General features: G+C 68.3%; 10 protein-coding genes. 6 read left to right on the top strand and 4 right to left on the bottom strand.

Annotated elements, in window-relative coordinates:
• The first annotated feature begins 49 nt into the window (after nucleotides 1-49).
• Complete coding sequence (locus tag HHL15_RS00070) at nucleotides 50-2560, top strand: ABC transporter permease (RefSeq protein WP_169143789.1); 2511 nt, start codon at nucleotides 50-52, stop codon at nucleotides 2558-2560.
• Nucleotides 2561-2587: 27 nt separating this feature from the next.
• Nucleotides 2588-4024 (top strand): DNA recombination protein RmuC, encoded by a 1437-nt coding sequence (locus tag HHL15_RS00075; RefSeq protein ID WP_169143790.1) that lies wholly within the window; start codon nucleotides 2588-2590, stop codon nucleotides 4022-4024.
• 21 nt (nucleotides 4025-4045) lie between these two features.
• Here HHL15_RS00075 and HHL15_RS00080 read toward each other — a convergent pair whose 3' ends face one another.
• Both HHL15_RS00080 and fumC read right to left on the bottom strand, forming a co-directional pair.
• A complete protein-coding gene (locus HHL15_RS00080) occupies nucleotides 4046-5683 on the bottom strand; it encodes a DUF4139 domain-containing protein (RefSeq protein ID WP_169143791.1) in 1638 nt (545 codons plus the stop codon).
• Nucleotides 5684-6111: 428 nt separating this feature from the next.
• Nucleotides 6112-7518, bottom strand: coding sequence for a class II fumarate hydratase (gene fumC / locus HHL15_RS00085; RefSeq protein WP_206198514.1), 1407 nt, complete (start codon nucleotides 7516-7518; stop codon nucleotides 6112-6114).
• A gap of 141 nt (nucleotides 7519-7659) precedes the next feature.
• On the opposite strand from fumC, the gene acnA reads away from it, so the two are divergent.
• On the top strand, nucleotides 7660-10404 hold the full coding sequence (gene acnA, locus HHL15_RS00090) for an aconitate hydratase AcnA (protein WP_169143792.1): 2745 nt from the start codon (nucleotides 7660-7662) through the stop codon (nucleotides 10402-10404).
• Nucleotides 10405-10524: 120 nt separating this feature from the next.
• The gene (locus tag HHL15_RS00095; protein ID WP_169143793.1) at nucleotides 10525-11865 is read left to right on the top strand and encodes a helix-turn-helix domain-containing protein; all 1341 of its coding nucleotides are present in this window, start codon (nucleotides 10525-10527) and stop codon (nucleotides 11863-11865) included.
• Here the strand turns inward: HHL15_RS00095 and HHL15_RS00100 are convergent.
• Together HHL15_RS00100 and HHL15_RS00105 are read right to left on the bottom strand one after the other, a co-directional pair.
• A complete protein-coding gene (locus HHL15_RS00100) occupies nucleotides 11862-13364 on the bottom strand; it encodes an ATP-binding protein (protein WP_169143794.1) in 1503 nt (500 codons plus the stop codon). The two genes, HHL15_RS00095 and HHL15_RS00100, sit on opposite strands and share 4 nt — an antisense overlap.
• Complete coding sequence (locus tag HHL15_RS00105) at nucleotides 13354-15969, bottom strand: chemotaxis protein CheB (RefSeq protein WP_206198515.1); 2616 nt, start codon at nucleotides 15967-15969, stop codon at nucleotides 13354-13356. The genes HHL15_RS00100 and HHL15_RS00105 overlap by 11 nt, the downstream gene beginning before the upstream one ends.
• A gap of 285 nt (nucleotides 15970-16254) precedes the next feature.
• On the opposite strand from HHL15_RS00105, the gene HHL15_RS00110 reads away from it, so the two are divergent.
• Both HHL15_RS00110 and HHL15_RS26725 read left to right on the top strand, forming a co-directional pair.
• The gene (locus HHL15_RS00110) at nucleotides 16255-17547 is read left to right on the top strand and encodes a cation:proton antiporter (protein WP_169143795.1); all 1293 of its coding nucleotides are present in this window, start codon (nucleotides 16255-16257) and stop codon (nucleotides 17545-17547) included.
• Nucleotides 17548-17759: 212 nt separating this feature from the next.
• The gene (locus HHL15_RS26725) at nucleotides 17760-26663 is read left to right on the top strand and encodes a GH36-type glycosyl hydrolase domain-containing protein (protein WP_328824966.1); all 8904 of its coding nucleotides are present in this window, start codon (nucleotides 17760-17762) and stop codon (nucleotides 26661-26663) included.
• Nucleotides 26664-26671 lie beyond the last annotated feature (8 nt).

Raw genomic sequence — 26671 nt, forward strand, 5'->3', positions numbered from 1 at the left:
ATTCCGGCTGCGGCCGGAATCTTTTTGCGCGTCCGTTGCCTGAGAGCCCATGAATCCCACCGCACTCTCCCTTCGCGCCTCTCTGGCTCTTTCCTGGCGCATGCTGCGCCGTGACCTGCGGGCGGGCGAGCTCGGCCTGCTCCTCGTGGCACTGATCATCGCCGTGGCCAGCCTCACCAGCGTCGGCTTCTTCACCGACCGGGTGGCCCAGGCCCTGGGGCGGGAGGCCAACCAGTTGCTGGGCGGCGACCTGGTCCTGGTGTCCGACCACGCCCTCGACCCCGCCTGGCGTCAGGAGGCCACCTCGCGGGGCTTGCAGAGCGTGGTGTCCAGCACCTTCACCAGCATGGCCAGCCGTGGTGACAGTGCCCAGTTGGCCGGCGTCAAGGCGGTGGAGGACGGCCACCCCTTGCGCGGTGCGATCCGCATTGCGCCGGGCTTGAATCAGCCGGACGCGCCGGCGCCGGGCATTCCGGCGCGGGGCGAACTGTGGCTGGACGAGCGCCTGGCCAGTGCGCTGGGGGCCAAGGTCGGCGACCAGATCGGCCTGGGCGCCTCCAGCTTCCGCATGGCGGCCGTGCTGAGCTTCGAATCGGATCGTGGCGCCAACTTCTTCAGCCTGCTGCCGCGGCTCATCTTCAATGCGGCCGACCTGCCCGCCACCGGGCTGATCCAGCCGGGCAGCCGGGTCGTGCATCGCCTGCACGTGGCTGGTGAGGCCAAGGCCGTGGCCGGCTTCGACGCCTGGGCGCGGCCGCGCCTGAAGCGTGGCGAGTCCCTCGAGAACGTGGACAACGCCAGGCCCGAGGTGCGCAGCATCCTCGACCGCACCGAACGCTTCCTGCGCTTCGCGGCGATGCTGGCGGTGGTCTTGGCCGCAGTGGCGGTGGGCCTGGCGACGCGGCGTTTCGTCGAGCGCCACCTCGACGGCTGCGCCGTGATGCGCTGCGTGGGTGCCAGCCAGTCGCGCCTGATGGGCCTCTTCCTCGGCGAGTTTGCGCTGCTCGGGCTGGGGGCCGGGGCGGTCGGCTGCCTGATCGGCTTCGGCGTGCAGTTCGGTCTCAATGCGCTGCTCGGCAGCCTGGTGGGCTTTCCGCTGCCGGCGCCGGGCGGATGGCCGGTGGTGCATGGCCTGGGGGTGTCTCTGCTGCTGTTGCTGGGCTTCGCCCTGCCGCCGCTGATCCGCCTCGGGCGGGTGCCGACATTGCGCGTGCTGCGCCGCGAATGGGACGGCATGGCAGCCCGTGAAGGCCTGGCCTGGGCCGCTGGCGCCCTGGTGTTGGCCGCTCTGCTGGTGGCGATTGCCCGTGACTGGCTGCTGGGAGCCGCCGTGGTCGGTGGTTTTGCGCTGGCCTTCGCGGTGTATGGCCTGGTCGGCTGGGCGGCCCTCGCTGCCCTCGGGCGGGTCCGCGGGGTGGCCAGCAGCGGTTGGCGCTACGGCATCGCCTCCCTCAAGCGGCGACCGGTGGCCAGCCTGGTGCAGATCCTGGCATTGGGCATGGGCATCACCGCGCTGCTGCTGCTCACCCTGGTGCGTAGTGATCTGCTGGCCAACTGGAAGCAGGCCACACCGATCGACGCACCGAACCGCTTCGTCATCAATATCCAGCCGGAACAGCTCGAGCCGGTGCGTGAGTTCTTCCGCGCCGAAGGCCGGCCGGCGCCCAACCTGCAGCCGATGATCCGCGGCCGCCTGGTGGCCATCAACGGCCGCCCCGTGGGGCCGGACGACTACGCCGAAGACCGTGCGAAGCGCCTGGTGGACCGGGATTTCAACCTCTCCTTCGACACCCGCCTGCCGGATGGCAACAGCGTGGTGGAAGGGCTGTGGCATGGCCAGGCCAGCACGCCCCAGTTCTCGGTGGAGCAGGGCCTGGCCCAGACGCTGGGGTTGAGCATGGGCGATGTGCTCACCTTCGAGATTGCCGGCAGCCGCAGCGAGGCGCGCATCACCAGCCTGCGCAAGCTGGACTGGGACTCGATGCGGGTGAACTTCTTCGTCATCGCCGGGCCGGGCATGCTCGAGAGCTTTCCGGCCAGCTACATCACCAGCTTCTACCTGCCTGCCACAAAAATGGACTTTGCCAACCGGCTGGTGGCGGCCTTTCCCAATTTCACCGTGATCGACGTGGCGGCGGTGATCTCCCAGATCCAGGGCATGGTCGATCAGCTCATCGCAGCGGTGCAATTCGTCTTCGGCTTCGCCGTGGTGGCCGGGGTGATCGTCCTGTTCGGCGCCTTGCAGTCCACCCACGACGAGCGCGAGAAGGAGCTGGCCATCCTGCGCACCCTGGGCGCCCGCAATGCCCAGCTGCGCGCGGCACTGCTGGCCGAGTTTGCCGTGCTGGGCCTGATCGCCGGTGGCCTGGCCGGGGTCGGGGCCAGCGGGATCGGCTGGGCCCTCGGTCATTTCGTGTTCAAGCTGCCCTATGTGCCGGACGTGCTGCCGGTGCTGGCGGGTGCGCTGGCCGGTGTGGCGGTGGTGACCCTGGCGGGCTGGTATGGCACCCGCCATCTGCTGGCCCAGCCGCCGCTGGCCAGCCTGCGGGCGCTGAACTGATCTACAGGCGGGCGGTATACTCGGGGCATGACTCCCGAGACCCTCTCCACCATCGCCACCTTGTTCCCCTGGCTGCTCGCCGCGCTGTTGCTCACGCTGGGCGCCGTCATCTATCTCATCCTGCAGGTGCGTCGCCTCGACCGCCTGGGGGATGAGCTGGCCGAAGACCTGGGCAGCCGCCTCGAAAGCCTCTTCGGCCACCAGCAACTGCAGTTCGTGCGCGAGCTGCAGGCCTCCGCCACCACCAACGCCGACCGCATCATGGACATGGTGGCCGGCGAGACCGACCGCCTGCGCGAACGCCTGGAAGCCGGGGAGGCCGCCTCCCGCCACGGCCTGCAGCAGTTCCACCTGGCCCTCATCGGGCAGTTCGGCAAGCATCAGGAGGACAGCGCGCTGCGTCTGTCCGAGCTGGCCAGCACGCTGGCGGCGGCCCAGGAGAAGCTGCGCAGCGAGATGCTGGCCGAGACGCTCAAGACCCTCTCCGAGCACGCCCGGGCCGACCGTGAGCTGCTGCAGAGCGGCCTCAAGGCGGCCTCGGATCAGCTGGCGACCCACATCGAGGCGATGAACCGCACGGTGGGGGAACGTCTCGAGGCCATCACCGGCCATGTCAACCAGCGTCTCGACGAGGGCTTCCGCAAGACCAATGAAACCTTCGCCAGTGTCATGGCCCGCCTCGCCACCATCGACGAAGCGCAAAAGAAGATCGGCGACCTGACCACCAATGTGGTCAGCCTGCAGGAGCTGCTCGGCGACAAGCGCGCCCGGGGCGCCTTCGGCGAGGTGCAGCTCGAAGCCCTGGTGCGCAATGCCTTGCCGCCGGAGGCCTTCGACTTCCAGTTCACCCTGCCCAACGGCACCCGGGCTGACTGCGTGCTGCGCCTGCCCGAGCCGACCGGGATGGTGGTGGTGGATTCGAAGTTTCCGCTGGAGAACTACCACCGCATGTTCGCCGCCGGTGTCAGCGACCTGGAGCGCAGGGGCGCCCAGGCTTCCTTCCGCAATGACGTGAAGCGCCACGTCGAGGCCATCGCCACCAAATACATCCTGCCCGAGGTGACCAGCGATGGCGCGGTGATGTTCATCCCCGCCGAGGCGGTGTTTGCAGAGATCCACGCCTATCACCCGGAGGTGGTGGCCTACGCCATGAGCCGCCGGGTGTGGATCGTCTCGCCCACCACCCTGATGGCCGTGCTCAACACCGCCCGGGCGGTGATCAAGGACGTCGAGACACGCAAGCAGATCCACGTGATCAAGGACGCCCTGGGCAAGCTGTCGAAGGACTTCACCCGCTTCGACGAGCGCATGCAGCGCCTCGCCACCCACATCCGCCAGGCCGGCGAGGACGTGGCCGAGGTGCAGACCTCGTCGCGCAAGATCAGCGCCCACTTCCAGCGCATCGAATCGGCGCAGCTGGATGACCTGCCCCCGTCGGCGCTGCCCGCGCCGGAGCTGCCTTAAAGGGCTTGCGCGGGCGGGGGCTCAGGGCAGGCCGATGATCTGACGCTCCTTCGGCCAGCGGATCCGGTATTCCACCGAGAAGTCCTGGCTGGCGCCGCCCTTGAGTTCCTGCTCCCAGGCCACCACGCCCCGCCTGCCGTCCCAGTCCTGGTGGCTCACCGGGGGTTTGAACTGGCTGCTCAGTTCGATCTTCTCGTCCTGCCCCACCGGGCTGGCCTCCAGCACAAGGAGCTTCACCGCCGCCTTGTGACGGCTCGTCACGGTGAACACATCTTCGAGCTGCCGCTCGGCACTCTGCCCGATCAGGCCGCTGCTGGCGTTGCGCGCCGTCACCGGGCGCACGCTCACCCGGATCTGCTCATCCTGGCCGAAGGGCAGCTTGAGGCCGGTCGTCCAGGCCGGGTTCCAGCGGCTCGACCCCACGTAATTGCCGTTGCGATAGAGCTGCATCTCGCCGGCTGGCCACACACCCTCCGGCAGGCTGCCGGTGGCGACCAGCCAGGCGGCCTTGTCCTGCCGCGGTGAGACCTGCACCTGCAGCTGCACCGGGATGCGCAGGGTCTCGAGTGACACATTCATGGGCCGGCCATCGGCGGGCAGGCTGAGGGGCTCGGACAGGTCGTATTCGGTGCTGTATTCGCCGTGGTTGGCGGCCACCTCGAAGAGCGGTTCGGGCGTCGCCTCCTTGGCACGCAAGGCCGTCGGGACCGGAACCGGGGCAGCGGCCGGATAGGCTGCGGCGCGGGCCATCTCGGCGCGGTATTCCGGGCGCAGCTGGATGTTCCAGGGCGAAGGAACCGGGCCCGTCACCGCGTTGCGCGAGCGCCCGGTGACCAGACTCAGCTTCACCCGCGACCAATCTTCGCCCGTCCGCTGCGCCAGCTGGGCCGTCCGCTCCAGGCTGACTCCCGTTCCATCCGCATTGAGGGTCGCCCGGTAGGCAGGCCGCCAACCCGCGTCAGCGAGGGGATAACGCAGGCGCAGCAGGCCGTCCCGGGGCGCCTCCACCCGGATCCGCAGGGTACGGACTTCGTTCACCGCGGGGCGGATGCGGGTCAGATCCTGGCTGAGGCTGTCCAGCGTGGGCTGCAGGCGGGCCTTCTCGGCCTCGGCGTCGAGGATCCGCCGTTGGGCCTGGATGCTGCCCTGGCGCAGGGTCTGCAGGGTGGCGGCAGGCTGCCCGGTGCGCTGGCTTTCGCTGGGCGAGGCCAGGCTGTCGAGATATTTGAGTTCGAGCTCGGCCGCCTTCTTGTCGATCTCGATGGCGTCGATGCGGGATTTGAGGCGTTTCACCTCCGCATCGAGCCTCGCCTCTTCGGCAGTGAGCGGGGCATGGCGGCTGCTGTCCAGCGCCGTCGTCTCGCCGATGCGGACGCCGCCGTCACTGTCGATCTGTAGCGCCTGGACGCTGAAATTGGCCGGCAAACCCGGAATCTCGATGCGCGTATCGCCTGCCTTCACCCGCACACTGCGTTCCACCACCGCGCTGTCGGGGTAGAGCATCACCCGGGTGATCGGCGCCACCTGGGCGGCGCTCTGCGCCTGGAGAGATTCCCCCGGTGCGGTGGCAGATGCGGCAAAAGCCGGCTGCAGATTGCCAAGCAGGGCGGCAAGCAGCCAGGGCAGGGGGAGGAAGGAGCTATGCGAGGCGGGTTTCATCGTCGGCGTCCGGCAGAAAAGATGCCGACGATTATAGGAGGCCATCCGCAGGGGGCACGGGAGAATGGCAAATGAATGTATCGGAGCGTTCGGGAGCCTCGAACACAAAATTCCTGACACGCCCGGGTTCCGGATTGCGGATGTCAGTCAAAGGCGTGCGGATCAGAGTTAACGGATCGCGGATGTCAGTTAACGGGTGGCGGATTTGAGTTAACGGACTGCGGATGTCAGTTAACGGGTGACGGATTTGAGTTAACGGACTGCGGATGTCAGTTAACGGGTGACGGATTTGAGTTAACGGACCGCGGATGTCAGTTAACGGGTGACGGATTTGAGTTAACGGACCGCGGATGTCAGTTAACGGGTGACGGATTTGAGTTAACGGACCACGGATGTCAGCTAACGGGTGGTGGATCTGACTTGTGCCGTCACGGAACTGACTTATCCGGCCCCACCATGGCCTCCGGCTTCACCCAGGCGTCGAAATCCTCTCCGCTCACGTGGCCCAGGGCCAGCGCGGCTTCGCGCAGGGTGCTGCCGTTGCGGTGGGCCAGCTTGGCGATCTCGGCGGCGCGGTCGTAGCCGATGTGGGGGTTGAGGGCGGTGACCAGCATCAGCGAGCGCTCGAGCAATTCGGCGAGGCGTGGGCGATCCAGCTCGATGCCCTGGGCACAATGCTGGTTGAAGCTGGCCATGCCGCTGCCCAGCAGGCGTACGCTGCCCAGGAAGTTGTGGGCGATGAGTGGTTTGAACACATTCAGCTCGAAGTTGCCGGAGGCGCCGCCGATGGTGATCGCCACGTCGTTGCCAAACACCTGGCAGCACAGCATGGTGAGGGCTTCGCACTGGGTGGGATTGACCTTGCCGGGCATGATCGAGCTGCCGGGCTCGTTTTCCGGGATGCGCAGCTCGCCCAGGCCGGAGCGGGGGCCGGAGGCCAGCCAGCGCACGTCGTTGGCGATCTTCATGAGGGCGGTGGCCAGGGTCTTGAGGGCGCCGTGGGCATTGACCAGCCCGTCGTGGGCGGCCAGCGCGGCGAATTTGTTGGCTGCGCTGCGCAAGGGCAGGCCGCTGCGCGAGGCCAGTTCGCTGGCGACGCGCTCGCCGAAGTCGGCGGGGGTGTTGAGGCCGGTGCCGACCGCGGTACCGCCGACCGCCAGCTCCTGCAGGGCGGGCAGGGTGGCCATGATGGCCTGCTCGGCGTGATCGAGCTGGGCCAGCCAGCCCGACATCTCCTGGCCCACGGTGAGGGGCGTGGCGTCCTGCAGGTGGGTCCGGCCTATCTTCACCACATCGGCGAATTCGGCGGCCTTGGCGGCCAGCGTTGCGGCCAGGGCTCTGAGCGGCGGCAGCAGGGTGTCGTGCAGGCTGCCCAGCGCAGCGAGGTGCATGGCCGTGGGGAAGATGTCATTGGATGACTGGCCGAGGTTCACGTGGTCGTTGGGGTGAACGCTGCGCGACTGGCCACGCGGGCCGCCCAGCAGCTCCGAAGCCCGGTTGGCCAGGACTTCGTTCATGTTCATGTTGGTCTGGGTGCCGGAGCCGGTCTGCCACACCGACAGGGGGAAAGCGTCGGCGTGGGCGCCACTCAGCACTTCGTCGGCGGCATTGATGATGGCGGCGGCGGTGTCGCTGGCGAGCAGGCCCATCTCGCCATTGACGGTGGCGCAGGCACGCTTGACCTCGGCCAGGGCCAGGATGAGCTCGGCCGGCATGCGTTCGGTGGAGATCGCGAAGTGGTGCAGGGAGCGCTGGGTCTGGGCGCCCCACAGGGCGTCGATGGGGACGTCGATGGGGCCGAATGCGTCTCTCTCGATGCGGGTGGACAGCGTCATGGCTATCTCCTTGGTGGGGGCGAACGATGTTGGGGGGGCGTGGGTCTGACTTGAGTCTAGTTGTTTCTCCTTCAACGTGCCCCGCCGAGCCCGGCAGGCACGCCTCGCCCGTGCAGCGGGCACCTCCACCGGGAGTACGCCATGTCTGCCCGCGCCTTCGACACGCTTCGTGAATTTGTCATCGCCCCCGGCCGTAGTGGCCGTTTCCATTCTCTGCCTGCCCTGGAGGCGGCGGGCTTTGCCCATCTTGGCCGGCTGCCGGTATCCCTGCGCATCATCCTCGAGTCCCTGTTGCGCAACCTCGATGGCAAGCGCATCACCGAAGCCCAGGTGTGCCGGCTGGCCGGCTGGCAGGCCCTGGCCGAACGCAGCGAGGAGATCCCCTTCGTGGTGGCCCGCATCGTCCTGCAGGACTTCACCGGCGTGCCGCTGCTGTGCGACCTGGCCGCCATGCGCGATGTGGCGCAGCGCTTTGGCAAGGATCCGCGGATCGTCGAACCCAAGGTGCCGGTGGACCTGGTGGTGGACCACTCGGTGCAGGTGGATCACTTCCGCGAGGGCAACGCCCTCGATCTCAACATGCGCCTCGAGTTCCACCGCAACGCCGAGCGCTACCGCTTCATCAAGTGGGGCATGCAGGCTTTCGACACCTTCCGGGTGGTGCCGCCGGGGATCGGCATCGTGCACCAGGTGAACCTGGAATACCTGGCCCGCGGGGTGATCCGCGACGGTGATCTGTACTACCCGGACACCTTGGTCGGCACTGACTCCCACACCACCATGATCAACGCCCTGGGCGTGGTCGGCTGGGGCGTGGGGGGCATCGAGGCGGAGGCCGGCATGCTCGGCCAGCCGTTGTATATCCTGACCCCGGACGTGGTCGGCGTGCACCTCGCCGGGCGCTTGCGCGAAGGCGTGACCGCCACCGACCTGGTGCTCGCCGTCACCGAAATGCTGCGCAAGGCGCGGGTGGTGGGCAAGTTCGTGGAGTTCTTCGGTGACGGCGCGGCCTCGCTGACCCTGCCGGACCGGGCCACCCTGGCCAATATGGCGCCGGAGTACGGGGCGACGATGGGCTTCTTCCCACCGGACGAGGTGACCGCCGCCTACCTGTCGGCCACCGGGCGCAGCGTCGATGAGGTGGAGGCTTTTGTGAGCTACTTCCAGGCCCAGGAGCTGTTCGGCATGCCCCGCACCGGCGAGATCGACTACAGCGCCGAGCTGGAGCTCGACCTTTCCAGCGTGGTGCCCAGCGTGGCCGGCCCCGGCCGGCCGCAGGACCGGATCCCCCTGCCGGAACTGAAGGAGCGTTTCGACGCACTGCTGGAGCAGGACGCGGGCAAGGGCGGCTACGGCAAGGCAGGGCTGGATCTGGCCGGGCGCCATGCCCTGGCCGACAGCGACACGCTGGGGCACGGCGATGTGCTGATCGCGGCGATCACCTCCTGCACCAATACCTCCAATCCCGGCGTGATGCTGGCCGCCGGCCTGCTGGCGCAGAAGGCGGTGGCGCGCGGCCTCACGGTGGCGTCGAAGATCAAGACCTCCCTGGCGCCTGGCTCCCGGGTGGTGACGGACTACCTGGGGCGGGCCGGTCTGCTGGCGCCGCTGGAAGCCCTGGGCTTCCGCGTGGTGGCCTATGGCTGCACCACCTGCATCGGCAATGCGGGCCCGCTGGCGCCGCTGCTGGAGGAGGCCCTTGTGGGGCATGACCTGATCTGCGCCTCGGTGCTGTCGGGCAACCGCAATTTCGAGGCGCGCATCCATCCGGCCATCAAGGCCAACTTCCTGATGAGCCCGCCCTTGGTGGTGGCCTTTGCACTGGCCGGGCGGGTCGGCATCGACCTGTCCCGTGAGCCGCTGGGGTGGGGCAGTGACGGGCAGCCGGTCTATCTGCGCGATATCTGGCCGAGCCAGGAGGAGGTGGGCGCCATGCTGGCCCGGGCCACCGATCCGGATACCTATCGCCGTCTCTACGCCGACTTTGCCACCGGCAACCCCCTGTGGAACGCCATCAGCACGAGTGTCGGTGAGGTCTATGCCTGGGATGCCTCGACCTACATCGCCGCGCCGCCGTTCTTCGACCAGTTCGGGATGGTCCCGGCGCCGCTGCCGCTCATCCGCGGCGCCCGCGCGCTGGCGGTCTTCGGTGATTCGGTCACCACCGACCACATCAGCCCGGCGGGGTCCATCAAGCCGGGCTCACCGGCGGGCCGGTGGCTGGAAGCCCACGGGGTGGCGCCCGACGAATTCAACAGTTATGGCTCGCGCCGGGGGCACCACGAGGTGATGATGCGCGGCACCTTCGCCAATGTGCGCATCCGTAACCTGATGCTGCCGGCCGATGCCAGCGGACGCCCGGTGGAGGGCGGCCTGACCGTGGTCCAGCCCGGCGGTGGGCTGAGCACGATCTTCGATGCGGCGATGGACTACATCGCGGCCGGCACGCCGACGCTGATCTTCGCCGGCGAGGAGTACGGCACCGGGTCGAGCCGGGACTGGGCGGCCAAGGGCACCCGCCTGCTCGGCGTGAAGGCCGTGGTGGCGAAGAGCTTCGAGCGCATCCACCGCTCCAACCTGGTCGGCATGGGGGTGCTGCCGCTGCAGTTCGAGGCAGGCTTGGATGCGGCCACGCTGGGAATCTGCGGCGACGAGTCCTTCGATCTGACAGGTCTCGAGAAGGGCATCGCACCGCGCCAGCGGCTGACCCTGACGATCCGTCGCGGCGATGGCCGGATTGCCCAGGCCAGTGTATTGCTGCGCATCGACACGCCGGTGGAGGTGGACTACTACCTGCACGGCGGGATCCTGCCGTTTGTGCTGCGGGAGCTGCTCGGCGGGCCGGAGCGCAGCGCCGAAAGCCTGGAAGGAGGATTGGATCCGTAATCCTAAGGGCATATGTTGGCCGGCGCACATAGCCAAGCGTGTTTATGGTCTAAGCTGCCTGTGTGACGATTATTTACAAGCACGAAGTCATGGCGGCGTGCGCACAAAAGGGGACGTGCAATGACCATCGAAAGCTCCGACGAGCCGCGACAGAACCGAATTCTGGCTGCGCTTCCCCCAGACGAATATGCCCGGCTGGTGGATGGCCTGGAGTACCTCCAGCTGCCGGCAGGCCAGGTCATGTTCGGATCCGGCGACAAACTGGAGTTTGTGTATTTCCCGACCAGTTGCATCTTTTCGCTGATCGCCACCTTGACGGACGGCTACTCGGTGGAGCTGGCGATGACCGGCAATGACGGCCTGGTCGGCATTCCGCTGGTGCTTGGCGGGGAGACCAGCCAGTACAAGATAGTGGTCCAGTGCGCGGGCGGCGCCTGGCGCCTGCGTGCCGAGTCCATGTGCTGGGAGTTGGAACAGCAGGACGCCAGCCTGCGGCGCTTGTCCCTGTGTTACACCCAGGCGCTGATGACCGAGATGGCCCAGAGCGTGCTGTGCAACCGCCATCATTCGGTGCTTCAGCAACTGTGCCGCTGGCTGCTGTTGCGGCTCGACCATATTGCCGGTACGCAGCTGGATGTGACCCAGGAGATGATCTCCGGCCTGCTCGGGGTGCGCCGCGAGGGTGTCACCGAAGCGGCCGGCAAGCTCCAGGCGGCGGGCCTGATCCAGTATCGCCGCGGCCACATTGAGGTCATGGACAGGGCTGGGTTGGAAAACCGGGTATGCGAGTGCTACCACGCGGTGAAGGCCGAGCACGCACGGCTCTTCCAAGGAATGACGGTCACCCTGGCCCGCCAGAGGGCGCGTCCCAACCCCTTGACCCTGCGTCAGCGCGCCGAGACTCGCCTGAGGCAGGCCCAGTCGGTGAGTCCGTGCAACCAGTGGGATACGGCCCGCCTGCTACATGAGTTGCAGGTCCATCAGGTGGAGCTGGAAATGCACAACGAGGAGCTTCGTCAGGCCTATGACGAGGCGGATGCGCTGCGCGAACGCTATGCCGATCTCTACGACTTTGCGCCGGTGGGCTATTTCACCCTGGATGCCCAGGGGGTGATCGTGCAGCTCAACCTGGCGGGGGCCATCCTGCTCGGGGTCAAGCGCTCGCAGCTCGGACGCTCGCGCTTTGCGGCGCATGTGAAGCCGGCCTTCCTGCCCGAGTTCAATGCCTTCGTGGATGAAGTCCTGAGCGGCAAGGCGCGCAGCAAGTGCGAGATCGCCCTGATGGCGACGGAGCGTCGTCCCGAGTTGCTGATCCGGATCGAAGCGGCGGCCGATGAAGAAGGCCGCGAGTGCCGCATGGTGGTGATGGAAGTGACCGAAGGCGGGGGCGGAGCAGGGCGTGGCGAGTCGGGAGAAGCCCCGGCATCGCGCAGGTTGCGCGGCCTTGACGTGATTGCCTAGGGGGCTGGCGGAGGCGGGGAGAGGTCTGCTGACGCTTCCCCGCCGCGCGATGCGTCGAGCCAGCGCAGCAGCATGCCGAACAGGGCGTCGACGCTCAGGGGCTTGGAGATGAAGTCGTTCATGCCGGTCGCCAGGCAGGTTTCGCGGTCGCCCGGCAGGGCGCTGGCGGTCATGGCGATGATGGGCGTGGCCCCCATGTGGGGGAGTTCCCGCAGCGCACGCGTGCTTGCGAGGCCGTCGAGCTGCGGCATCTGCATGTCCATCAGAATCAGCGCGTAGTGCCCTGCCAAGGCCATCTCCAGGGCCTCAAGTCCATTCTCCGCGGCGTCCACCCTCAGGCCGAGGTCCTCAAGCAGCAGGCGGACCACCTCGAGGTTGACCGGCTCGTCATCGGCCACCAGGATCCGGGCTCCGGCGTACTCGTTGCGGAGGCGCATTTCGTCCAGCCCCGCCTGCCCGGGCGACACGGCAGGGGCTTCATTGCCCTTGCCAAACCGTGCGGTGAGCCAGAAACAACTGCCCTTGCCGGGGACGCTGCGCAGACCGGTATCGCCCCCCATGGCCTGGGCGATGCGTCGGGTGATGGCCAGGCCCAGCCCCGTACCGCCAAAACGGCGCGTGGTCGAACTGTCCGCCTGTGAGAAGGCTTCGAAGAGACCTGCCTGCTGAGCCGCAGGGATGCCGATTCCGGTGTCGGAGACCTCGAAGCGCAGCAGGTAGCCGGCCTCGGTGGCTTCTTCCAGGCGTGCGCTCAAGGTGATGCTGCCCGCCGCGGTGAACTTGATGGCATTGCCCAGGTAGTTGAGCAGGGCCTGGGCCAGTCGCCGGTCGTCCCCCCGCAGCCAGCGCGGCACGCCCTGGAAGTCCGTCAGCAACTGGAGCCCCTTGAGGGCGGCACTGTCTGCCAGGGTGCCCACCGTGCTCTCGAGCAGGTCTTCCACACTGAAATCGGTCTGCTCCAGTTCGAGCTTGCCGGCCTCGATTCGAGAGAGGTCGAGGATGTCATTGATGATCTTCAGCAGGTGGTGGCCGGCGCTGTCGATGTGCTTGAGCTTTTCTGCCTGCGCCGGGGCGGGGTGCTCGCGCAGCAGCAGCTGCGCCATGCCGAGGATGCCGTTCATCGGCGTCCGGATCTCGTGGCTCATGTTGGCCAGAAAGCTGCTCTTGGCGCGGTTGGCCGCCTCGGCTGCGTCGCGGGCGGCCACCAGGTCGGCCGTGCGGGCGGCGACGAGGGCTTCCAGATGGGCATTGATCCGCTCAAGCGCTTCCCGGGCCGTCTCGGCCTCCTCCCGGGCGCGGCGCAGCTCCTCGTTCTGCATCTCCAGCTCGATCTGATGAACGCGAAGTTCGTGCACCAGGCGCAGGGTGTCGGCGTGCCCATCTTGCACAGTGGCCGGAAGTCGGCGCAGCTGGGCTTCGGCTGCCCGTCGCAGGGTGCCGGCGTCACTTTCGTCCGGAGGCATGTCCAGCGGCATGTCAGGTGGCATGTCAGGTGGCATTGGGGCTCTCGCGTGTCCTCAGCCGGGCTTCGAGCCGCTTGATATCGGTGATGTCGATGAAGGTTACCACCACGCCGTCGATCACGTTGTCCTGGGTACGGTAGGGCATGATGCGCACCCGGTACCAGCGCCCATCCTGGGTACTGACCTGCTTTTCGCAGAAGATCAGGGTCTTCAGGACCGCCATGGCGTCCTCGTGCAGACCCTGGTAGTCCAGGTCGGAGACGATGTCGGACAGGGGGCGCCCGACATCCCCGGGGATGAACTTGAAAAGATGGGTGGCGTGGGTGGTGAAACGCCGCAGCTTCATTTCGTTGTCGAGGAAGACGGTGGCGATCTCCGTGCTGTTGAGCAGGTTCGTCATGTCGTTTCTGGCCCAGGTGAGGTCATCCACCTTGGACTGCAGCTCCGCATTGATGGTCTGCAGTTCTTCGTTCATGGACTGCAGCTCTTCCTTCGAGGTGGTGAGTTCCTCGTTGGTGACCTGGAGCTCCTCGTTGGCGGATTTGACCTCTTCGAGGGAGGCCTGCATCTCCTCCTGGTTCACGCGCAGGGCTTCCCGTAACTGGTTCAGTTCCAGCATCAGGGCACTTTCCCGGTCAGTGGCCAGGCGCCGCTGGCGGCGGCCCCCCGCGGGGGTCTTCACATCCTGGAACACGACCAGCACGCGGTCGCGCAGGGCCTCGGGCTTGTCGAGGCCCTGAACGGTCACGTTGACCACGTGAGTGCGTCCGTCCACGTCCACCTGGATCTCCTCCAGCTGGATCGGCTGGGGCTGGTGCAAGGCTGTGCGGATCACTCCGATCAGGGCGTCTCGCAGCCCTCCGCGCGCCATCGCGTGGATGTTGATGTTGACCTTGCCGGCCGCCGGCTCGAGGTATCTGCCGGTTCGGCCGCTGATGTACAGGATGTCGCCGTCGCCGTTGACCAGCACGGCGGCGGGGGCAAAGTGTTGCTGGATCAACTGGTCGGTCAGGTATTCCAGGCTGTCCCGGTAGTCCGGGCGCCCGCCGAAGTCCACCGCGGGCGGGCCGGCCGGGGCGCGGGTCGGGAAGTCCGGCCAGTGGGCGCGGGCGCTCTGGTCCACGCGCTGGAAGACGTGGTTCTTCTTGTCGAGGGGCGCGAAGAGATCGGTCAGTCCGCCGATGGTTTCGGCGCTGCCGAGGAGCAGGATGCCGTCGCGGTTGAGGGCGTAGTGGAACAGCGTCAGCACCTTGCGCTGCAGGGTCTGGCCGAAGTAGATGAGCAGGTTGCGGCAGGACAGGATGTGCAGGCGCGTGAAGGGCGGGTCGGAGACCACGTTCTGCGGCGCCAGGATCACCATCTCGCGGATGTTGCGGTTGAGGCGGTAGCCGTTGTCTTCCTGGACAAAATGGCGGGCCAGTCGCTCGGGGGTCACATCGGCGGCGATGTTGGCGGGGTAGAAGGCCCGGCGGGCCCGGTCGACCGCGTCTGCATCCAGGTCGGTGGCGTAGATCTGCAGCGTGAAGTGTCCCGGCGGCTTGAGCTTCTCGAGGGCCTCCCGGAAGACAATGGCCAGGGAGTAGGCCTCTTCCCCCGTCGAGCAGGCGGGGACCCAGGCGCGCAAGGCTTGGCCGTCCGGGTAGCGGGCGAAGAGCGCGGGCATTGCCGTGTCGCGCAGGAAGTCCCAGGCGGCGGGGTCGCGAAAGAAGTGGGTGACACCGATCAGCATCTCCCGGAAGAGCAGGTCGAGCTCCTGCGGGTTCTCGCGCAGGTAGCCCACGTAGCGGGCGATGTTCTCGATCTGCAGCAGGGCGATGCGCCGTTCGATGCGCCGGTAGAGGGTGCTGGGCTTGTACAGGGACAGGTCGTGGCCGCTGCGGTTGCGCAGCAGGATCAGGATACGGTCGAGGGCGGCCTGATCGGCGAGGGGAGCGGATCTTTCGTCGGCCTGCGCAGCGTGCGGAACGTGGTGCAGGTAGTCGATGATGCGTGCCACGAGGGTGTTGGCAGGGGCCGTGATATCGACCACGCCAGCTTCGATGGCGCTGCCGGGCATGCTGCCTGCACTGGCTTCCGAGGGCGTCTGGACGAGGGTCAGGCCACCCTTGCCCTTGATGGCGCCCAGGCCCAGCACACCGTCCGAGCCCATGCCGGACAGGATGACGCCGACCGCCAGGTGCTGCCAGTCATCGGCCAGGGTGCGCAGGAAGAAATCGATGGGCAGGCGCAGGCCGCGCTTCTCGAGGGGCGCGATCAGGTGCAGGCAGCCCTGCAGCAGGGACAGGTCGGTGTTGGGCGGGATCACGTAGACGTGATCGGGCCTCACCGCCTGGCCTTCGGTGGCTTCGAGGACCGGCATCGCGGTGCTGCGCTGCAGGATCTCGGGGAGGGTGCTGGGATGGTCCGGGGCGAGGTGCTGGACGATGACGAAGGCCATGCCGCTGTTCGCGGGCGTGTGCTTCAACATCGCCTCCAGCGCTTCGAGCCCGCCCGCCGAGCAGCCGATGCCGACGATCGGGAACCCGGCCGTTCCTGAGGCCGGCATGCCCGGGCGGTGGCCCGCGTGCTTGCCTGGTGCCTCGAGGGGGCGGCCGGAAGAGTGAGCCGGCCCGAGCGGGGACGAGATGGGATCTTTGGGCATTCCGGGTCCGGGTTCAGGGAGAACGTGCTGAGCAGGGCGCATGCGAGGCGGCCTGCCGGTCTTTTCCGCAGTGGGGAGCACGATTGTAACGGGGCAGCTGATAGACCGTTCGCCAGTTTGTTCCGACAGGATGCATCGGTCAGCGTGCACCCCGCGTCCCTTGTCTGTCTGTGCGTTGCCACTCACTGCTGCAGCGGGCGGAATTCCGTGCGTTGGCGCAGCATTCAGGCTACCGCTTGCGCAACACTCACCCCGGGATACGCGCGGTCATTGGCGGTGTCTCCCATGTCTGCAGCTCACTGGTCGCTCCTTCTTGGCATCCTGCTCATCTCGATGGTGCTGGCGGGAACGCTGCTGGCCCGGATCCCGCTGAGCAGCGCGATGATCTACATGTGCCTGGGCTACCTGCTCGGACCCGGCTGGCTGGGGCTGATCGCGCCCGATCCCTCCCGCGATGCGGCCAGCCTCGAGCTGATGGCCGAGGTGGCTCTGCTGATCTCCCTGTTCACCGTGGGGCTCAAGCTCGGGGTACCGATGCGGGACCGGCGCTGGCAGTTGCCTTTGCGCCTCGCTTTTCCATCCATGTTCATCACGGTGGCGCTCATCGCCCTGATCGGCATTTTCGGCCTGGGACTGTCCCCGGGGGCGGCGATCCTGCTCGGCGGCATCCTCGCGCCGACCGATCCGGTGCTGGCGTCCGGTGTGCAGATGGAGGTGGGCAAGCGCCCCGATCCCGTGCGTTTCAGCCTGGCCGGCGAGGGGGCGCTCAATGACGGCTCGGCCTTTCCCTTCGTCCTGCTCGGGCTGGGCCTGCTGGGGCTGCACGACCTGGGCAGCAGCGGTTGGCACTGGTGGCTGGTCGATCTCATGTGGTCCACCCTTGGCGGGCTCCTGATCGGCGCTCTGATGGGGGCATTGATAGGTCAGCTGGTGGTCTATCTGCGGACCCGCCATCACAGCGCGGTGGGGCTCGACGAGTTTCTGTCCCTGGGCCTGATTGCGATCTCCTATGGTGTCGCCCAGCTTTGTCTGGCCTCGGGTTTCCTGGCGGTGGCCGCGGCCGGGCTGGCCCTCAGCCGGGTCAGCGAGCATCCGCTGGCCGGCTCGGTGTCCCTGGATGGCCATCCGGGCGACGAGCCGCGCGCGACCCACTCCCACCATGCCAGCGCGGCAATGACCCGGGCCGTGGAAGAATTCAACGAGCAACTGGAAAGGCTCGCCGAACTGGCGATGGTGCTGATCATCGGAGCCATGCTGCCTCACGCGGTGCCGGAGGCGATGGCCTGGTGGTTCCTCCCGGTGCTGTTCATCGGCGTACGTCCGCTGGCCGTGCTGGCCGGGACGCTGGGCAGGCCCTTGCCTGGACTGCAGCGGGCGATGATCAGCTGGTTCGGCATTCGTGGCATCGGCTCGGTCTTCTACCTCATGTTCGCCCTGCATCACGGGGTCGATGGGGCGCTTGCCAGCCACCTGACCACGCTGACCCTGCTGACCGTGGCGGCGTCTATCCTCGTCCATGGGATCACGGTGCAGCCGGTCATGGCCTGGTATGCGAGACACAAGTCGGGAGGCCCCTGAGCCTGTGCCTGGGCCCCTCTCGGCCGGGCATGTGCGCCAGCGTACAGACCCCGACGGACGTCAGCGGCTAGGCTGGATCCGAGTTGTTCCCCACAGGAGCCAGTCCGACGAAGGGCTGACCGGGAAGCCGCGGCCGCATCTGAAACAGGGCTGCCGGGAGCGTGCTCCGGTTCATCGTCAGCCGTTGCATGGCGAATTGCTGAAGGGTTTCCGTGGGTCTCCTGACCAATCGTTCGTCGCGCCGTCCCTGGGGGGATCCCCTGGCACGTGCCAGCGCCACCCTGCAACGCCTGCTGCGGGCCTTACCCGGCCGGCAGGGCTGGCAGGAAGCTCCTCTTATGGACGAAGCTCCCCTGCGCTCCGAGTTGTTCAGCACCGAGCAGATGGCGGCCCATGGCCGGATCCTGGCAGCCTCCCATGTGCTGGCCGCCGGCCCGGGCCACGATCGCCTGCTGGCCCGCCTCGCCGACAACGAACGGGTTCTTGCCAGGGTGAGCCGGCAGCTCACCGACGCGGTGGCCGACCGCCAGCGCATCACGCCGGCCGGCGAATGGCTGCTCGACAACTTCTACCTCCTCGAGGAACAGATCCGCATGGCCCGCCGCCTCTTGCCGGAGGGCTACAGCCGTGCCCTGCCGCGGCTGGCCGGCACGGGGGCGGCGGCCGGGCAGCCGCGGGTCTACGACATTGCCCTGGAAACCGTTGCCCACGGCGACGGCCGGCTGGACGCGGAGAGTCTGGGCTGCTTCGTGGCCGCCTACCAGACCGTCGAGGTGCTGGAGCTCGGGGAACTGTGGGCCATTCCGATCATGCTGCGGCTGGCAGTGATCGAGAACCTCCGGCGGGTCTGCGTGCGCATCGCCACCGGGCGGCAGGAGCGGGAACTGGCCGGCAACTGGGCCGACCAGCTGGTCGAGGGGGTCGAGAGCGACCCGCGCAACCTGATCCTGGTGATCGCCGACATGGTGCGCTCCGAACCACCCATGGTCGGGGCCTTTGTCGCCGAGCTGGCGCGCCGCCTGCAGGGCAGGGGGCCGGCCCTGGCCCAGGCGCTGGCCTGGGTCGAACAGCACCTCGGCCAGTCGGGCCAGACGGTGGCCCAGCTGGTCCAGTCGGAGAACCAGCAGCAGGCCGCCGACCAGGTCTCGATCAGCAACAGCATCGGCAGCCTGCGGGTGCTCGGGGCGATGGACTGGCGGGATTTCGTCGAGAGCCAGAGTGTTGTGGAGCGGGTGCTGCGGGAAGACCCGGACGGCATCTATGGGCGGATGGATTTTGCCACCCGCGACCGCTATCGCCATGCCACCGAGGAGATTGCCCGCCGGGGCCACCTGAGCGAGGGTGAGGTGGCCCGCCGGGCCCTGGGCCTGGCGCGGGCGGCGGCGGGTGAGGGCATGAGCCGGGCCGCCCACGTGGGTTATTACCTGGTGGACGAAGGCCGCCCGGCCCTCGAGCGGGCGGTAGGCGTGGATCCGGGGGCCTGGGCCCGCGTGTCCCGGATGGCCGCGCGGAGAGGCCTGGGTCTCTATCTTGGCGCCATTGCCCTGCTCACCGTGCTGGCCTCCAGCGGAGTGCTGAGCATGCTGCCGGCGGCGCAGGGCACGCCCTGGGTGATGCTGGCGCTCGTGCTGCCGACCGTTCTGGTGAGCAGCCAGCTGGCGGTGGCGCTGGTGAACTGGTTGGTCACCTTGCTGGTGTCGCCGCGGCCTCTGCCGCGCATGGACTTCTCCAGGGGCATTCCTCCCACCGCGCGGACCCTGGTGGTGGTGCCGACCATGCTGGGAAGCGAGGCCGGTGTGGATGGCCTGCTCGAGGCCCTCGAGGTGCGCTTCCTGGCCAATCGGGATCCCTGTGTGCTGTTCGGCCTGCTGACCGATTTTCTCGACGCAGCCCGGGAGCAGTTGCCGGGCGACGCCGGTCTGGTGGAGCGGGCGCGGGCGGGTGTCATGGCGCTCAACGCCCGTTACGCCGGGCAGGGCGGGGATTGCTTCTACCTCTTCCATCGTCCGCGGCGCTGGAACCCGGGGGAGCAGAGCTGGATGGGCAGCGAGCGCAAACGCGGCAAGCTGGCCGATCTCAATGCACTGCTGCGGGGCGGTGGCGGGGAGGGTTTTGCCCAGATCGTCGGCGACCGGGCCGGCCTTGCCGGCGTCAAGTACGTGATCACCCTGGATACCGATACCCAACTGCCCCAGGACGCTGCGCGGCAGTTCGTGGCCGCCATGGCCCACCCCCTCAACCGCCCGGTCTTCGACCCCGCGAGCGGGCGGGTGGCGGCCGGCTACGGCATCCTGCAGCCCCGGGTGGCGATCAGCCTGCCGGGGGCCGGGCGCTCCCTGTATGCCCGCCTGTTCGCCGGCGAGCCCGGCATCGATCCCTACACCCGGGCGGTCTCGGATGTGTACCAGGACCTCTTTGGCGAAGGCTCCTTCATCGGCAAGGGCATCTACGACGTGGATGCCTTCGAACAGGCGCTGGGAGGGCGCTTTCCGGACAACCGGGTGCTCAGCCATGACTTGCTGGAGGGCTGCCATGCCCGCTCCGGCCTGCTCAGTGACGGGCTGCTGTACGAGGACTATCCGGCCAGCTATGCGGTGGATATGGCGCGCCGCTACCGCTGGATCCGAGGTGACTGGCAACTGGCCGGCTGGCTGATGCGCCGCGTCCCGTGTGCATGCAAGGGCGAGGGCGGGGACGCCTTGCCCCACCGCATGGCCAATCCCCTGTCCGCCTTGTCCCAATGGAAGCTGGTGGACAACCTGCGCCGCAGCCTGGTGCCGCCGGCCCTGCTGGTGCTGCTGGTGGCAGGCTGGGCGATGGGGCTGCCGGCCGTGGGCTGGACCGCACTGCTGCTGGGCATCATCGTGCTGCCTGCGCTGTGCGTGACTGTGCTGGATCTGGTCAGGAAGCCGGAGGAGGCGCGCTTCGGCGAGCACCTGGCCGACGTGGCCCGGGCGGCGAGGCTGCGCGGGGCGCAACTCGGCTTCGAACTGGCCTGCCTGCCCTTCGAGGCGTGGTCGAACCTGGACGCCATCGTCCGGACCCTGTGGCGGCTGGGGGTGAGCCACCGTCGGCTGCTCGAATGGTGTCCGTCGAGCGAGGTCGAACGGGCGGTCGCTGCGCACGCCCGAGGCAGCCTGGAGGCGGCGTTCCGCAGCATGGCGGCAGGGCCGCTCGGCGCGGTGAGCGTGGCGGCCGTCCTGGCCCTGGTGGCGCCGACGGCGCATCGGGTGGCCCTGCCCATCCTGCTGCTGTGGCTGTCCTCGCCGGCGCTGGCCTGGTGGGTCAGCCGGCCCCTGGGGCGCCGCGAAGCTCATCTGCCGGAGGAGCAGGTGCGCTTCCTGCGGGCCCTGGCCCGGCGGACCTGGTCTTACTTCGATACCTTCGTCGGCCCCGGGGACCACTGGCTGCCCCCTGACAACTTCCAGGAGTACCGGGGCGCGGCGGTGGCCCACCGCAGCTCGCCCACCAACATGGGGCTGGCCTTGCTGGCCAATCTGGCGGCCTACGATTTCGGCTACATCCCGGCCGGCAGCGTGCTCGAGCGCACGGCCCTGACCCTGGCCAGCATGGAAGGCCTGGCCCGCTACCGGGGACACTTCTACAACTGGTACGACACGCAGAGCTTGCAGCCCATGCCGCCGCTCTACGTGTCGACGGTGGACAGCGGCAACCTGGCGGGCCATCTGCTGACCCTGCGGGCAGGCCTCGCTGGACTTGCGGACGATCCGATCATCACACCTGGCCTGTTCGAAGGCATGGAGGACACGGTGCGGATCCTCGCGGAGGCGCTTGGCCCCGGCGCAGACAGCCGGCTGGCAGCATGCCGGCGTGCGCTGGACGCCGCGTCGGCTCTGGCGCCCGCCACCTTGCCGGTGGTCCGCTCCTTGCTGGAAGGCCTTGGCGGTTGCGCGGCGAATGTACTGGTGCAGACGGCGGAGACCGTGGAGACGAAAGACGCCCTGATGCCCGGTGCGGAGATCCGGCGTTGGGCGGAGGCGCTGCTGCAGCAAGTCCGCCGGATGCTGGGTGAGCTGGACAAGCTGGCGCCCTGGCTGACCTTGCTGCCCCCTCCGCCGGGGCTGGAGGGCTTCCTGACCCGCTTCTCCCAGCGCTCCGGGGTGCTGAGCCTGCGCGCGCTGGCCACCCTCGCCGACGACTGGCACCGGGAGATTCCCATCCCCGCCGATGCCGGACCGGTGGCCGCCCGCCAGGCCTGGCTCAAAGCCTTTCGGCATGCCGTCGAGCTGGGCAGCGCCCGCGCTGTCGGCCGCCTGACAGAGATCGACCGCGTGGCCGGCCAAGCCGGCGCGCTGGCCTGCATGGATTACGATTTTGTGTACGACCCGCTGCGGCACCTGCTCGCCATAGGCTACAACGTGCAGGACCGGCGGGTGGATGCCAGCTGCTATGACCTGCTGGCCTCCGAGGCGCGGCTGGCCAGCTTTGTCGGCATCGCCCAGGGGGCACTTCCCAAGGAGAACTGGTTCGCCCTCGGCCGCCTGCTGACCCGGGTCGGCGGGGAGCCGGTGCTGTTGTCGTGGAGCGGCTCGATGTTCGAGTATCTGATGCCGCAGCTGGTGATGCCGACCTACGAGCGGACCCTGCTCGACCAGACCAGCCGCGCCGCGGTGGCCCGCCAGATCGAATACGGCCGCCAGCGCGGCGTGCCGTGGGGCATGTCGGAGTCGGCCTACAACAGCGTGGACACCCGGCTCAACTACCAGTACCGGGCCTTCGGGGTACCCGGGCTGGGTCTCAAGCGGGGCCTGGCCGACGACCTGGTGGTGGCGCCCTACGCCACGGTGCTGGCCCTGATGATTGCCCCGGAGGCCGCCTGCGCCAACCTGCAGCGACTGGCCGGCGAGGGCTTCATCGGCAAGTTCGGCTTCTACGAGGCCATCGACTACACCCCGGCACGCCAGCGCCGCGGCCAGCCGCGTGCCGTGGTGCGGGCCTTCATGGCCCACCATCAGGGCATGAGCCTGCTGGCCCTGGCGTGGCTGCTGCTGGGGCGCCCGATGCAGCGCCGTTTCGAGTCCGAGCCCATGTTCCAGGCGGTGATGCCGCTGCTCCAGGAGCGTGTGCCGCGGGCCTCGGGGCTGTTCCCCGAACTGGTCGAGCTGACCGGGCCCAGCGCCCGTTCTGCGGCGGTGGGTGTGCCCCTGCGGATCTTCGATACCGCCGACACGCCGATGCCCGAGATCCAGCTGCTCTCCAACGGCCGCTACCACGTGATGATCAGCCAGGCCGGAGGTGGCTACAGCCGCTGGCACGAACTGGCCGTGACGCGCTGGCGCGAGGACGGCACCTGCGACGAGCGGGGCGCCTTCTGTTACATCCGCGATATGACCAGCGGGCGATTCTGGTCCACGGCCCACCAGCCGACCCGCCGCCCACCGCTCAGCTACGAAGCCATCCTGTCGGAGGGGCGGGTCGAGTTCCGGCGTTGCGACGAGGTCGGGCCCGGCGCGGAGATCGAGACCTATACCGAGATCGTCGTATCGCCGGAGGACGACATCGAGCTGCGCCGAGTCCGCCTCACCAACCGCTCGGACCAGCCCAGAAGGCTCGAGATCACCAGCTATGCGGAAGTGGTCATCGCGCCCCCGTCCGCGGACGCCCTCCATCCGGCCTTCAGCAAACTCTTCGTGCAGACGGAGATCGTGGCGGACCAGCGCGCCATCCTGTGCATGCGCCGGCCCCGCGCCGCCGACGAGCCGACGCCCTGGCTGTTCCACGGCATGACGGCCCACGGCGTGGACGCGGACAGCGTGTCCTGGGAGACCGACCGGGCCCGTTTCATCGGACGGACCCGCAGCACCGCATCACCGCAGGCGATGATAGCGACGGGCCCCCTGTCGGGCAGCGCCGGGCCGGTGCTCGACCCGATCGTGGCGATCCGCCAGAGCCTGATGCTGGCAGCGGGGCAGTCGGTCAGCGTGGATATCGTCACCGGCATGGCCGACACGCGTGAGCTGGCGCTCGGCCTGGTGGCCAAGTATCGCGACAGGCACCTGGCCGACCGGGTCTTCGAACTGGCGTGGACCCACAGCCAGGTGGAGTTGCAGCAGCTCAATGCGTCGGACGCGGAGGCCCAGTTGTACGCCCGCCTGGCCGGGGCCGTGCTGTACGCGGGGAGTGCCCTGCGCGCCGATGCCAGCCTGCTGATCCGCAACCGGCGGGGCCAGTCGGGTCTGTGGGGGTATGCCATTTCTGGCGATCTGCCGATCGTTCTGCTGCAGATCGGCGACGCCGCCAATGTGGAGCTGGTGCGCCAGCTGGTGCAGGCCCATGCCTACTGGCGTCTGAAAGGCCTGGCGGTGGACCTGGTGATCTGGAACGAAGATCACGCCGGCTACCGGCAACGCCTGCAGGACGAGATCGTCGGCCTCATTGCCTCGGGCAGTGGCGGCAGCGTCATCGACCGGCCGGGGGGGATCTTTGTGCGCCCGGCCGAGCATATATCCGGCGAGGACCGGCTGCTGTTCCAGGCCGTGGCACGCGTGCTCCTCACCGACTGTCGCGGCACCCTGGAGGAGCAGCTCGGCCAGCGGGAGCCGCTGCCGGCCTATCCGGCGGCCCTGCTGCCCACGCGCGGCCGCCGTCCCGATACACAGGAACCATCTGCGGCAGTGGCCGCAGCAGCCCGGGACCTGCAGTTTGCCAATGGCCTGGGGGGCTTCAGCCCGGATGGGCGTGAATACGTCATGACCCTGGCGCCGGGCCGGAGCAGCCCGGCACCCTGGTCCAATGTGCTGGCCAATGCGTATTTCGGCACCCTGATCTCGGAGAGTGGCAGCGCCTACAGCTGGAGCGAGAACGCCCACGAGTTCCGCCTCAGCCCCTGGCACAACGATCCGGTGGGTGACCCGGGAGGCGAGGTCATCTACCTGCGCGACGAGGAGAGCGGTCATCTGTGGTCGCCGACGCCGCTGCCAGCGCGGGGCTCCGGCACCTACGTGGTCCGTCACGGCTTTGGATACAGCCGCTTCGAGACGGTCGAGGACGGTATCCATTCGGAGCTGACCGTGTTCGTGGCCCTCAACGCCGCCGTCAAGTTCTCGCTGCTCAAGCTGCGCAACGCTTCAGGGCGGCCGCGCCGGGTGTCGGTGACCGGCTACGTGGAATGGGTGCTGGGCGACCTGCGCGAAAAGTCGGCGATGCACGTGAGCACCGAGCTCGCGCCGCGCAGCGGGGCCATCCACGCGCGCAACCCCTACAGCCTGGAGTTCGCCGGGCGGGTGGGGTTTTTCGATACTGATGGGCCGGTTCGCGGTGTCACTGCCGACCGGCGGGAGTTTCTCGGCCGGAACGGGACACTCGCGCACCCGGCTGCGCTAGGCCGCATCGGGCTGGCCGGACGGGTCGGGGGAGGTTTTGATCCTTGCGCGGCTATCCAGGTGGGGGTTGAACTTGATCCGGACGAAAGCTGGGAGCAGGTGTTCAGGCTGGGCGCCGGGCGTGATGTTGCCGAGGCCGACCGCCTGGTCCAGGACTTCAGGGGCCTGCCAGCCGCCCGGCAAGCCCTGCGGGCGGTGCATGCCTATTGGCGGCGGACCCTCGACTGCGTGCGCATCGAGACTCCGGAGCCCGCGGTGGACCTGATGGCCAACGGCTGGTTGCTGTACCAGACCCTGGCGTGCCGTATGTGGGCGCGCAGCGGCTATTACCAGTCGGGGGGGGCCTTCGGCTTCCGCGACCAGTTGCAGGATGCCATGGCCCTGGTGCATGCGGAGCCGGCCCTGCTGCGCGCCCATCTGCTCCTGTGCGCCGGCCGCCAGTTCCGGGAGGGTGACGTGCAGCACTGGTGGCATCCGCCATCGGGGCGCGGGGTGCGTACTCGCTGTTCGGATGATTACCTGTGGTTGCCCCTGGCCACCTGCCGCTACTTGGCTGCCAATGAGGATACGGCGGTGCTGGACGTTGAAGTGCCCTTCCTGGAGGGGCGCCCGGTGAACCCCGGGGATGATTCCTACTATGACCAGCCGGCCCAGTCTGCCGAGGTGGCGGACCTGTACACCCATTGCACGCGGGCGATCCGCCACGGTCTGCGTTTCGGCGCCCACGGGCTGCCGCTGATGGGCTCGGGCGACTGGAATGACGGCATGAACCGGGTCGGCCTGGCCGGACGGGGTGAGAGTGTGTGGCTGGGCTTCTTCCTGTACACCGTGCTCGGGCAGTTCGCCGGGCTGGCCGGGGAGCGTGGCGATGCCGAATTCTCGGCCTTGTGCAGGACGGAGGCGGCGCGCCTGGGCGAGGCCCTGGAAACCCATGGCTGGGAAGGGGCGGAGAACGAAAGCGGGGAGGAGGAGGGCTGGTATCGACGGGCCTACTTCGACGATGGAACGCCCCTTGGCTCCGCCGGCAACGCCGAGTGCCGGATCGATTCCGTGGCGCAAAGCTGGGCGGTGTTGTCGGGCGCTGCACCGGCAGGCCGTGCCCGTGCCGCCATGGATGCGGTGGACCGGCATCTGGTGAAGCCTGATGAGGGGTTGGTGAAGCTGCTCGACCCGCCTTTCGACGCGGCCAGCCCGATTCCAGGCTATATCCGGGGCTACCTGCCGGGAGTGCGGGAGAACGGTGGGCAATACACCCATGCAGCGGTGTGGGCGGCCATGGCCTTCGCCGAGCTGGGTGATGCCGGGCGGGCCTGGGCACTGCTGGCGCTGATCAATCCGGTGAACCACGCGGCCACGCCCGAGGGGGTCGGCCGCTACAAACTGGAGCCCTATGTCCTGGCTGCTGATGTGTATGCCTGCCCGCCCCATGTGGGACGGGGGGGCTGGAGCTGGCATACCGGCGCCGCCGGCTGGATGTATCGGTTGATCACCGAATCCCTGCTTGGCCTGCGCCGCGAGGGCAGCCTGCTGCGTCTTGCGCCAAGGCTGTCGGCCGACTGGCCGGGGTTCTCCATGCATTACCGCTTCGGGGAGAGCGTGTTCGACATCGCCGTGTCACGGGGACCCATCGACTCCGGGCCGGCCGACCTGCTGCAGGTCGACGGAGTTACGCAGGCCGATGGGGTGATCCGGCTGGTGGATGACGGCGCCCGGCATGCGGTCACCCTGGTGCTGGGGCATCCCGCGCCGGATGCCGGCCGGCGCGGTGCTTAGTCGCAGGG

The organism is Zoogloea dura, assembly GCF_012927165.1.
Taxonomy (GTDB): Bacteria; Pseudomonadota; Gammaproteobacteria; order Burkholderiales; family Rhodocyclaceae; genus Zoogloea; species Zoogloea dura.